This is a genomic window from Pseudomonas sp. PsB, from assembly GCF_043658375.1.
GTDB lineage: Bacteria > Pseudomonadota > Gammaproteobacteria > Pseudomonadales > Pseudomonadaceae > Aquipseudomonas > Aquipseudomonas putida_Z.
Genome location: NZ_JBIGLU010000071.1, coordinates 1 through 9,601 on the forward strand (window position 1 = coordinate 1; position 9,601 = coordinate 9,601).

Consider the following 9,601-nt stretch of genomic DNA (forward strand, 5'->3'; position numbering starts at 1 on the left):
GCCCGACGGCCATGGCGGCTGGCTGCTTCGGGGGGCTTGCCTTGGGCAGGGCTGCAGCTTAGGTTGATGACATTGGTGTATAGCCTGCCTCATAAATACCTCTCCATGGGACGCCTACAGTATGAAACCCGTGATCATTAGCCCAAGCGATCTCGTCGTGAAACAGAGGTCGATATGGTTCATCTAGGATGACAATGCATTGCGACTCATTGTCGTACCAGTCAGAGCAGTGGTCTGCATTTTCAGAAAGTTTCAATCTCGACCGAGGCATCTCATTAGCAAGGGGGGCGCGCAGGCCTGTCACAGCCATAAAATTAAGAGCGAGAGCCACCTTTTTTGCCATCCTCACGCCGTCGAGCTCGTTGTAATAGTCACCCCTACGTTCGAGATGATCAGGTGAATCCAGTCGAAAGTAGTCTATATACGGAGTCCGATATAGGGCCCTACCGGGTAGGATCTCCTTCAAGGGGACAGGCAACAGGAATTTGACGGTGGTCCGCCCCGATCGCAGGATAGAGCCGCGATCAACTGAACTTGGGACGTCTTCACGTTCTGCCCAGTAGAACGTCACAAATGTCTGTTGTAGTTTGTACTCGGATTCGCCCAAAACTGACTGGGCATGGCGCAGGTTCTGAAATCCAGCTTTCTGTGCAGCTTCATCTAGGGCTGCATGATGCGGAATGCCTCGCGCAGTTTTGATGAACTTGGCCAGACGTTTAATACCTGCAAGGGTGGTAGGGCGAGTCTGTTCGGTTGCCATGACTTATCTCCGGCCCTACTTGTTACAGCGTCACCCGTCCACCGCTGCGCACCAGGGCCAAAGATATGGGCCAAGGTTGGAGACAACTGGCAGTGCTGCTCGTGCAGCTTCGCGAGGACGGGTAGCCGGCGCCTGCAGGGAGCCATATCAAATTGTAGGTCGCGGCAGTTGTTTCGTCGATAAAGCCTCACCAGGGAGCACGGTTACCGTAACCAACGGGCTTCCGCGGAACCTCTCCCTATAACAACATAGCTGACGACGCTACAACCGCCATCCTGAACCTCCTCTCCAAAACCCCACCCATTGAGGCGCACTAGGCGCACTTCCCTCAAACGAAGGGCGCTACCTGATCACCTCCTATAACAACATAACCTAGGATGTTCAGACCATTTCTGCGTTCCTCCTGCACCATTTCCACCAACCTGATCCTCCCCATCGCATAGCCGACCCTCATAGCTGTCCAACCTCTTTCCTTTTTTCTTTCCTTTCTTTTCTTTCCTTTTCCCCATTTATTTCCACGCGCGGCGCAGGCAACCCGGCACCGGCAGGTGGGCCCTTAAAAGGGTTGGACAGGGTAAGGGGTATCAGGAGGGGCGCCGCCCTCAGGCACACCGCAGGTTATGTTGTTATAGATGTCTCCGGATTCGGGCGACCTGCCAAGGGCGAGGGTAGTAGGCCAGGTTGGGCTTTTGCAGGGGGAACCGCAGAATTCGGAAAAAATCGTACGCTAAGCTAACGGTGTTCTCGTGACAGCTCTTTGACTAGGCTTTCTAAGGGGTCGTCTCAGAAAACGGAAAATAAAGCACGCTAAGGCATAGCCGAACCTGCCAAGCTTGCTCCACCCTGTAGTGACGCGATCAGCGGGCAGGAAACGTTCCCCCTTCGCGCATGGCAGGCGCACACCAACTCAGACAGCACGGCCTCCATGCGCGCCAGGTCAGCCATTTTCTCGCGCACGTCCTTGAGCTTGTGCTCGGCCAGACTGCTGGCTTCCTCGCAATGGGTGCCATCCTCCAGCCGCAGCAGCTCGGCGATCTCATCCAGGCTGAAGCCCAGCCGCTGGGCTGATTTCACGAAGCGCACCCGCGTTACATCCGCCTCGCCATAGCGGCGGATGCTGCCATAGGGCTTGTCAGGCTCCAGCAACAAGCCCTTGCGCTGATAGAAACGGATGGTCTCCACATTGACCCCGGCCGCCTTGGCGAAAACGCCAATGGTCAGGTTCTCCAAATTGTTTTCCATATCGCTTGACTCCGTACATGAGTACGGAAGTAAGGTTACGCTATCCAATTTCAATTCGAAAGGACAAGCGCATGTCTGAACCAAAAACCGGGCGCGGCGCGCTCTTCACTGGAGGGCTTGCCGCCATCCTCGCCTCGGCTTGCTGCCTCGGGCCGTTGGTTCTGATCGCCTTGGGGTTCAGCGGCGCTTGGATCGGCAACTTGGCGGTGTTGGAACCCTATCGCCCCATCTTTATCGGCGTGGCGCTGGTGGCGTTGTTCTTCGCCTGGCGGCGCATCTACCGGCAGGCAGCGGCCTGCAAACCGGGTGAGGTCTGCGCGATTCCCCAAGTGCGAGCTACTTACAAGCTCATTTTCTGGATCGTGGCCGCGCTGGTTCTGGTCGCGCTCGGATTTCCCTACGTCATGCCATTTTTCTACTGATCGGAGTTCACCATGAAGAAACTGTTTGCCTCCCTCGCCCTCGCCGCCGTTGTTGCCCCCGTCTGGGCCGCCACCCAGACCGTCACGCTGTCCGTACCGGGCATGACCTGCTCCGCCTGCCCGATCACTGTCAAGAAGGCGATTTCCAAGGTCGAAGGCGTCAGCAAAGTTGACGTGACTTTCGAGACACGCCAAGCGGTCGTCACCTTCGACGATGCCAAGACCAGCGTGCAGAAGCTGACCAAGGCAACCGCAGACGCGGGCTATCCGTCCAGCGTCAAGCAGTGAGTCACTGAAAACGGCACCGCAGCACAACGGACGTCATTGTCTGGCGCCACAAACGATAAAGGATCTGTTGCATGACCCATCTAAAAATCACCGGCATGACTTGCGACTCGTGCGCGGCGCACGTCAAGGAAGCGCTGGAAAAAGTGCCAGGCGTGCAGTCGGCGCTGGTGTCCTATCCGAAGGGCACAGCGCAACTCGCCATCGTGCCGGGCACATCGCCGGACGCGCTGACTGCCGCCGTGGCCGGACTGGGCTACAAGGCAACGCTAGCCGATGCGCCACTGGCGGACAACCGCGTCGGACTGCTCGACAAGGTGCGGGGATGGATGGCCGCCGCCGAAAAGCACAGTGGCAACGAGCCCCCGGTGCAGGTAGCGGTCATTGGCAGCGGTGGAGCCGCGATGGCGGCGGCGCTGAAGGCCGTCGAGCAAGGCGCGCAGGTCACGCTGATCGAGCGCGGCACCATCGGCGGCACCTGCGTCAATGTCGGCTGTGTGCCGTCCAAGATCATGATCCGCGCCGCCCACATCGCCCATCTGCGCCGGGAAAGCCCGTTCGATGGCGGTATTGCGGCAACTGTGCCTACGATTGACCGCAGTAAGCTGCTGGCCCAGCAGCAGGCCCGCGTCGACGAACTGCGGCACGCCAAGTACGAAGGCATCCTGGGCGGTAATCCGGCCATCACCGTTGTGCACGGTGAGGCGCGCTTCAAGGACGACCAGAGCCTTACCGTCCGTTTGAACGAGGGTGGCGAGCGCGTCGTGATGTTCGACCGCTGCCTGGTCGCCACGGGTGCCAGCCCGGCGGTCCCGCCGATTCCGGGGTTGAAAGAGTCACCCTACTGGACTTCCACCGAGGCCCTGGCGAGCGACACCATTCCCGAACGCCTTGCCGTAATCGGCTCGTCGGTGGTGGCGCTGGAGCTGGCGCAAGCCTTTGCCCGGCTGGGCAGCAAGGTCACGGTCCTGGCGCGCAATACCTTGTTCTTCCGTGAAGACCCGGCCATCGGCGAGGCGGTGACAGCCGCTTTCCGTGCCGAGGGCATCGAGGTGCTGGAGCACACGCAAGCCAGCCAGGTCGCCCATATGGACGGTGAATTCGTGCTGACCACCACGCACGGTGAATTGCGCGCCGACAAACTGCTGGTTGCCACCGGTCGGACACCGAACACGCGCAGCCTCGCGCTGGACGCAGCGGGGGTCACTGTCAATGCGCAAGGTGCCATCGTCATCGACCAAGGCATGCGCACGAGCAACCCGAACATCTACGCGGCCGGCGACTGCACCGACCAGCCGCAGTTCGTCTATGTGGCGGCAGCGGCCGGCACCCGTGCCGCGATCAACATGACCGGCGGCGATGCGGCGCTCGACCTGACCGCAATGCCGGCCGTGGTGTTCACCGATCCGCAAGTGGCGACCGTGGGCTACAGCGAGGCGGAAGCCCACCACGACGGGATCGAGACCGACAGCCGCACCTTGACCTTGGACAACGTGCCGCGTGCGCTCGCCAACTTCGACACACGCGGCTTCATCAAGTTGGTTATCGAGGAAGGCAGCCATCGGCTGATCGGCGTACAGGCGGTCGCGCCGGAAGCGGGTGAACTGATCCAGACGGCGGCTCTGGCCATTCGCAACCGCATGACGGTGCAGGAACTGGCCGACCAGTTGTTCCCCTACCTGACGATGGTCGAGGGGTTGAAGCTCGCGGCGCAGACCTTCAACAAGGATGTGAAGCAGCTTTCCTGCTGCGCCGGGTGAGAAAAAGGAGGTGTTCAATGAACGCCTACACGGTGTCCCGGCTGGCTCTTGATGCCGGGGTGAGCGTGCATATCGTGCGCGACTACCTGCTGCGCGGATTGCTGCGCCCGGTGGCGTGCACACCAGGCGGCTACGGCTTGTTCGATGACGCCGCCTTGCAACGGCTGTGCTTCGTGCGGGCGGCCTTCGAGGCGGGCATCGGCCTCGACGCGCTGGCGCGGCTGTGCCGGGCGCTGGATGCGGCGGACGGCGACGAAGCGGCCGCGCAGCTTGCCCTGCTGCGTCAGTTCGTCGAGCGTCGGCGCGAAGCGTTGGCCGATCTGGAAGTGCAGTTGGCCACCCTGCCGACCGAGCCGGCACAGCACGCGGAGAGTCTGCCATGAACAACCCCGAGCGCTTGCCGTCCGAGACGCACAAACCGATCACCGGCTACCTGTGGGGCGGACTGGCTGTGCTGACTTGCCCCTGCCACCTGCCCATCCTCGCTGTCGTGCTGGCCGGCACAACCGCCGGTGCTTTCCTCGGCGAGCATTGGGTCATCGCGGCGCTCGGTTTGACCGGCCTGTTCCTTCTGTCCCTGTCGCGGGCGTTGCGGGCATTCAGGGAAAGAGAATGAGCGCTTTCCGGCCGGATGGATGGACGACGCCGGAACTGGCCCAAGCGGTCGAGCGCGGGCAGCTTGAACTGCACTACCAGCCCGTCGTCGATCTGCGCAGTGGTGGGATTGTCGGCGCGGAAGCCCTGTTGCGCTGGCGTCATCCGACGCTTGGACTATTGCCACCGGGCCAGTTCCTGCCCGTGGTCGAATCGTCCGGCCTGATGCCTGAAATCGGCGCTTGGGTGCTGGGCGAAGCCTGCCGCCAGATGCGTGACTGGCGAATGCTGGCATGGCGACCGTTCCGGCTGGCCGTCAATGCTTCGGCGAGCCAAGTGGGACCGGACTTCGACGGGTGGGTAAAGGGCGTGCTGGCTGATGCCGAGTTGCCCGCCGAGTATCTCGAAATCGAGCTGACCGAATCGGTCGCGTTTGGTGATCCGGCGATCTTCCCCGCCCTGGACGCCTTGCGGCAGATCGGTGTGCGCTTCGCCGCCGATGACTTCGGGACGGGGTATTCCTGTCTGCAACATCTGAAGTGCTGCCCAATCAGCACGCTCAAGATCGACCAATCGTTTGTCGCCGGGCTCGCCAACGACCGCCGCGACCAAACCATCGTGCACACCGTGATTCAGCTTGCGCACGGGCTGGGCATGGATGTGGTGGCTGAAGGCGTGGAAACATCGGCGAGTCTTGATCTATTGCGACAAGCGGACTGCGACACAGGACAAGGCTTCCTGTTCGCGAAGCCAATGCCGGCGGCGGCATTCGCCGTCTTCGTCAGTCAATGGAGGGGTGCCACCATGAATGCAAGTGACTCGACCACCACCAGTTGCTGCGTGTGCTGCAAGGAAATCCCGCTCGATGCCGCCTTCACCCCGGAAGGCGCGGAATACGTCGAGCACTTCTGCGGGTTGGAGTGTTATCAACGCTTCGAAGCGCGTGCCAAGACAGGGAACGAAACCGATGCCGATCCGAACGCCTGCGACTCGCTACCGTCAGATTGAGGCATACCCTAACTGGATGTCAGGCAGGGCCGCTGTCGTTTTCAGAAGACGACCGCACCATCCGACTGGATGTAACGCCTGGTGTGCATACGGCTCCTGACAGCCCAATATCAGGAGTCGTCTGCACCAATCTCGACTATGCTCAATACTCGTGTGCACCAAAGCGAGGTTTGGGCATGACATCAGACACTCCACCGATTGCCGCGCAAGGCGTGGCCACCCTGCCCGACGAGGCATGGGCGCAAGCCCGGCACCGGACGGAAATCATCGGGCCACTGGCAGCGCTTGAGGTGGTCGGGCATGAAGCCGCCGATGAGGCAGCCCAAGCGCTGGGCCTGTCCCGGCGACAGGTATATGTCCTGATCCGTCGCGCCCGGCAGGGTACTGGCCTGGTAACAGACCTGACGCCCGGCCGATCCGGCGGCGGCAAAGGCAAGGGGCGCTTGCCGGAACCGGTCGAGCGCATCATCCGCGAGCTGCTGCAAAAGCGCTTCCTGACCAAGCAGAAACGCAGCCTGGCGGCGTTCCACCGCGAAGTCGCGCAGGCGTGCAAAAGGGGTTTGGGGAGCAGTGGAACCAAAAACCAACGTAAGGCTTAGCTAGAGTTCACCGCTGCCGAAAATAGGGGCGGTTATCCAGACTTTGTTTTACTGAACGACTTTTCTGCACTGCTTTTCATGCGTTTGGACGGCCTGGCGTCAGTGCCTGCCAGGGTTCGACAAAAGGATGGTTTTCCCGAACTAACCAGACGCCACAAGGGTTTGCGGGCAGGCGCTGGGCTTAAGTGCACTTTCTGTTCCGTTGCTCCCCAAACCCCTTTGCCGCGGCGCGTGCCTTGGTCCGAGCTTGCTCGAAGGCCAGCAGTACGCGCCGGGCTTCTTCTAGGAAGACCTGTCCCGCCAATGTGAGACGAACACCGCGTGGCGAGCGGTCGAGCAGCGACACCCCTAGATCCGCCTCCATCTGGTGGATCGTGCGCGACAGTGGAGACTGTTCGATGTGCAGCCGTCGAGCGGCTCGGCCGAAGTGCAGTTCCTCTGCCACGGCGATGAAGCAGCGAAGATGGCGTATGTTCATGCTTGCTCCCTACTGATTTAATCAGTCCATATGATCGTAGGGAGCCGCATAGGTGCGGATGAGTCACGTCTGTATAGGGATGAGAACCATTCTGGGGGCGATGTTCGACTGCTTTTCGCCCACGTCTACGCCCACGGCGACCCGTCACGCACAATCACCTTGACACCGCGCTATACAGGGCATGTGCGACTGCCGCGCCCACGTCGCCGCTTCTTCGCACGAGAACGATAGTGAAGTGGTCCATGAGCCGTCAGACCCGACGTGCTGATAAAGGGGCTGACGAATCATGCCGAGTTCCTGGCATAGCTCACTGACTTTCGTCCCGGACTGGCCCATGGCCGCCATCGCCAAGCGGACTTTCGCCGCCTTCATCTTGAATGGCGCACCGCCTTTGCGACCCCGTGCCCGGGCCGCTACCAGCCCAGCCTTGGCGTGCTCCGAGATCAGTTCCCGTTCGAATTCCGCAAGGGCGGCAAGAATTCCAAACGCCAGCCTGCCGGCAGGCGTCGTGGTGTCGATGGAAGCGCCATGACCCGTGAGCACCTTGAACCCGATGCCGTGTTGCGTCAGGTCATGCGCTGTGTTTATGAGATGGCGTAAATTCCCGCCGAGCCTGTCAAGTTCCCACCCTACCAGGGTGTCGCCTTCGCGCAGCGCCTTGAGCATCGCCGTCAGGCTAGGCCGAGCATCAAGCTTCTTCCCTGATGAGTGGTCCTCGTAGGCATGCGCCAGGTTGACGCCAGCGGCAATAAGCGCGTCCCGTTGCAAGTTAACGCTCAGCGCGCCGTCCGACTTCGATACTCGCATGTAGCCTGCTGCCCGATCCACTGCAGCAGGAACGCCGGCAGGGCGGTGTCTTTACAAACACATCATCATTGGATAATATGATGATATGAAGAAGGCTGGAACTGATATTTTGAATGAGGGAGCTTTACACCCACGAACGGTGAGCCCAAGCGCGCTTCGCCGCAAAGCTGAACACATGGCGAAGCTCTGCCGCGGACTGTCGGACCCATCCCGTCTGTCAATCCTTGAGGCATTGCGTTCGGGGACGCTCACCGTCAGCGAAATCGTCCAAGCGACCGGCATGACGCAGTCCAATGTCTCGAACCACTTGGGCGGTCTATACGACTGCGGTCTGGTTCGCCGCGATCAGGAGGGACGTTTCGTGCGCTATCGCCTGAGCGATCCGCGTGTCGAGATGCTTCTGCGCCTTTCCGAGGAACTTCTGGCTGATACGGCCCGTGGCGTGATTGGCTGTACGGAAATCGGGCCTCACGAGGACGGGGTATGACCAATATGAGGACGGGGTATGACCAATATGAGTAAGACGTCGGATGTCGAGACCATCGCCGCACCCACTTGCGGGCGTGTGGACAATTGTGTTTCTGGGTCGCCGGGAAACGCCAGGATTGCCGCGCCGGCGGGGCGCGGTACGTGGTTGCTCTTGGGCGTCGCGATCCTTGGCGAGATTTCTGGCGCGATCAGCCTTCGGTTCAGCGAAGGCTTCACCCAACTCTTTCCCACGGCCGTGGCGCTCGCATCGTTTGCACTCGCGCTCTACTTGGTGAGCCGCGTCATGCGCACGTTACCGGTTAGCGTGGCCTATCCGGTCTGGGCCGGTGTAGGGACCGCTGGGGTGACACTAATCGGCGTGCTTGAACTGGGCGAGTCGCTCGGAGCGCTAAAGGGTCTCGGCGTCGTACTGGTTGTTGCTGGCGTCGTTATTCTCAACATCGCATCTGAAAAAAGGAGCGGCTGCTAATGTCAAAATCGTTGCCCAAGGTCTGGGAAGCAACCGTCAATGGAGGTAATCCATGAATTCGGCGTGGCTGCTTTTAGGTGTGGCGATCATCTGTGAAATATCGGCTGCGATCGCCCTGCGTTTTAGCGATGGCTTCACCAAGGTTTTTCCGACCGTTTTGGCCATCGTAGCTTTTGGAATGGCCTTTTATACCGTGAGTGTTGCGATGAAAACGCTCCCAGTAAGCATCGCATATCCGGTTTGGGCGGGCGCCGGTACCGCGGGCGTCGCTCTTCTTGGCGTATTGGCGCTGCGCGAGCCTGCGAGCATCAGCAAAGGAATCGGTGTTGCTTTGGTTGTCGCAGGGGTCGTGCTCTTGAACATCGCTTCGGGTGGAGCAGCATGAAGCACGCTGCTCTCATACGCTTGAACTCTCTGTATCTCTTGGTGGCTGCTGCCAATTGCCATTGCGCGTCTGCCGCTGGACGTTGCCCACTTGAGCGGCTGGTGGCAGTGGCCGAAACCAAGTGGTTACATTCCGTCCGACATGGCCGCATGGCGGTGGATTTCAATGACAGTGGGCTGTCACACCTGTCTTGACGAAATGATTGCTCGCAATGTCATTCTTAAATGGGTATACGGATTTAATGGTTGATGGGGCACCTTCACCCCATCAATCTGATACCACCCTCAGATGGTTGATAGATCG

12 protein-coding genes and 2 pseudogenes are annotated in these 9,601 nt (G+C 60.3%); 10 read left to right on the forward strand and 4 right to left on the reverse strand.

Going from position 1 to position 9,601, the window contains the following annotated elements; all coding sequences use genetic code 11:
* Positions 1–58 precede the first annotated feature (58 nt).
* Both ACGLHT_RS29640 and ACGLHT_RS29645 read right to left on the reverse strand, forming a co-directional pair.
* A complete protein-coding gene (locus tag ACGLHT_RS29640) occupies positions 59–760 on the reverse strand; it encodes a hypothetical protein (RefSeq protein ID WP_394520757.1) in 702 nt (233 codons plus the stop codon).
* An 807-nt stretch (positions 761–1,567) separates the two neighbouring features.
* Complete coding sequence (locus tag ACGLHT_RS29645; RefSeq protein ID WP_003131969.1) at positions 1,568–2,002, reverse strand: mercury resistance transcriptional regulator MerR; 435 nt, start codon at positions 2,000–2,002, stop codon at positions 1,568–1,570.
* Between the two features lie 71 nt (positions 2,003–2,073).
* Here ACGLHT_RS29645 and merT point away from each other — a divergent pair, with 71 nt between their 5' ends.
* The 7 genes and pseudogenes from merT to ACGLHT_RS29680 form a co-directional block, all read left to right on the forward strand.
* The gene (merT, locus tag ACGLHT_RS29650; RefSeq protein WP_003131974.1) at positions 2,074–2,424 is read left to right on the forward strand and encodes a mercuric ion transporter MerT; all 351 of its coding nucleotides are present in this window, start codon (positions 2,074–2,076) and stop codon (positions 2,422–2,424) included.
* Positions 2,425–2,436: 12 nt separating this feature from the next.
* Positions 2,437–2,712: a mercury resistance system periplasmic binding protein MerP gene (merP, locus tag ACGLHT_RS29655; RefSeq protein ID WP_003131987.1), complete on the forward strand. Its 276-nt coding sequence runs from the start codon at positions 2,437–2,439 to the stop codon at positions 2,710–2,712.
* A gap of 71 nt (positions 2,713–2,783) precedes the next feature.
* Positions 2,784–4,469, forward strand: a complete 1,686-nt coding sequence (gene merA / locus ACGLHT_RS29660) for a mercury(II) reductase (RefSeq protein WP_003156770.1) — start codon at positions 2,784–2,786, stop codon at positions 4,467–4,469.
* A gap of 17 nt (positions 4,470–4,486) precedes the next feature.
* Positions 4,487–4,852 carry a mercury resistance co-regulator MerD gene (gene merD, locus ACGLHT_RS29665; RefSeq protein WP_000995360.1) on the forward strand — a complete coding sequence of 122 codons (366 nt, stop codon included), beginning with the start codon at positions 4,487–4,489 and terminating at the stop codon, positions 4,850–4,852.
* Complete coding sequence (merE, locus tag ACGLHT_RS29670) at positions 4,849–5,085, forward strand: broad-spectrum mercury transporter MerE (RefSeq protein ID WP_003132004.1); 237 nt, start codon at positions 4,849–4,851, stop codon at positions 5,083–5,085. The genes merD and merE overlap by 4 nt, the downstream gene beginning before the upstream one ends.
* Positions 5,082–6,071 (forward strand): DUF3330 domain-containing protein, encoded by a 990-nt coding sequence (locus ACGLHT_RS29675; protein WP_012314201.1) that lies wholly within the window; start codon positions 5,082–5,084, stop codon positions 6,069–6,071. The genes merE and ACGLHT_RS29675 overlap by 4 nt, the downstream gene beginning before the upstream one ends.
* Positions 6,072–6,247: 176 nt before the next feature.
* A pseudogene (locus ACGLHT_RS29680) lies at positions 6,248–6,625 on the forward strand (helix-turn-helix domain-containing protein); the annotation flags it as partial.
* A gap of 259 nt (positions 6,626–6,884) precedes the next feature.
* Here the strand turns inward: ACGLHT_RS29680 and ACGLHT_RS29685 are convergent.
* Positions 6,885–7,148, reverse strand: a pseudogene (locus tag ACGLHT_RS29685) (LysR family transcriptional regulator); the annotation flags it as partial.
* A gap of 144 nt (positions 7,149–7,292) precedes the next feature.
* Positions 7,293–7,955, reverse strand: a complete 663-nt coding sequence (locus tag ACGLHT_RS29690; RefSeq protein WP_011005883.1) for a recombinase family protein — start codon at positions 7,953–7,955, stop codon at positions 7,293–7,295.
* Positions 7,956–8,040: 85 nt separating this feature from the next.
* Here ACGLHT_RS29690 and ACGLHT_RS29695 point away from each other — a divergent pair, with 85 nt between their 5' ends.
* The 3 genes from ACGLHT_RS29695 to ACGLHT_RS29705 are packed head-to-tail and all read left to right on the forward strand — an operon-like array spanning position 8,041 to position 9,298.
* Positions 8,041–8,442, forward strand: coding sequence for a helix-turn-helix transcriptional regulator (locus tag ACGLHT_RS29695; RefSeq protein WP_012314199.1), 402 nt, complete (start codon positions 8,041–8,043; stop codon positions 8,440–8,442).
* A gap of 18 nt (positions 8,443–8,460) precedes the next feature.
* Positions 8,461–8,913 carry a multidrug efflux SMR transporter gene (locus ACGLHT_RS29700; protein WP_014003980.1) on the forward strand — a complete coding sequence of 151 codons (453 nt, stop codon included), beginning with the start codon at positions 8,461–8,463 and terminating at the stop codon, positions 8,911–8,913.
* 52 nt (positions 8,914–8,965) lie between these two features.
* The gene (locus ACGLHT_RS29705; RefSeq protein WP_011005940.1) at positions 8,966–9,298 is read left to right on the forward strand and encodes a multidrug efflux SMR transporter; all 333 of its coding nucleotides are present in this window, start codon (positions 8,966–8,968) and stop codon (positions 9,296–9,298) included.
* The last annotated feature ends 303 nt before the right edge of the window (positions 9,299–9,601 follow it).

What these genes read in the sequence shown, in the direction of transcription:
- ACGLHT_RS29640 (WP_394520757.1), bottom strand. Translation starts at nt 760, where the DNA reads ATGGCAACCGAACAGACTCGCCCTACCACCCTTGCAGGTATTAAACGT.
- ACGLHT_RS29645 (WP_003131969.1), bottom strand. Translation starts at nt 2,002, where the DNA reads ATGGAAAACAATTTGGAGAACCTGACCATTGGCGTTTTCGCCAAGGCG.
- merT (WP_003131974.1), top strand. Translation starts at nt 2,074, where the DNA reads ATGTCTGAACCAAAAACCGGGCGCGGCGCGCTCTTCACTGGAGGGCTT.
- merP (WP_003131987.1), top strand. Translation starts at nt 2,437, where the DNA reads ATGAAGAAACTGTTTGCCTCCCTCGCCCTCGCCGCCGTTGTTGCCCCC.
- merA (WP_003156770.1), top strand. Translation starts at nt 2,784, where the DNA reads ATGACCCATCTAAAAATCACCGGCATGACTTGCGACTCGTGCGCGGCG.
- merD (WP_000995360.1), top strand. Translation starts at nt 4,487, where the DNA reads ATGAACGCCTACACGGTGTCCCGGCTGGCTCTTGATGCCGGGGTGAGC.
- merE (WP_003132004.1), top strand. Translation starts at nt 4,849, where the DNA reads ATGAACAACCCCGAGCGCTTGCCGTCCGAGACGCACAAACCGATCACC.
- ACGLHT_RS29675 (WP_012314201.1), top strand. Translation starts at nt 5,082, where the DNA reads ATGAGCGCTTTCCGGCCGGATGGATGGACGACGCCGGAACTGGCCCAA.
- ACGLHT_RS29690 (WP_011005883.1), bottom strand. Translation starts at nt 7,955, where the DNA reads ATGCGAGTATCGAAGTCGGACGGCGCGCTGAGCGTTAACTTGCAACGG.
- ACGLHT_RS29695 (WP_012314199.1), top strand. Translation starts at nt 8,041, where the DNA reads ATGAAGAAGGCTGGAACTGATATTTTGAATGAGGGAGCTTTACACCCA.
- ACGLHT_RS29700 (WP_014003980.1), top strand. Translation starts at nt 8,461, where the DNA reads ATGACCAATATGAGTAAGACGTCGGATGTCGAGACCATCGCCGCACCC.
- ACGLHT_RS29705 (WP_011005940.1), top strand. Translation starts at nt 8,966, where the DNA reads ATGAATTCGGCGTGGCTGCTTTTAGGTGTGGCGATCATCTGTGAAATA.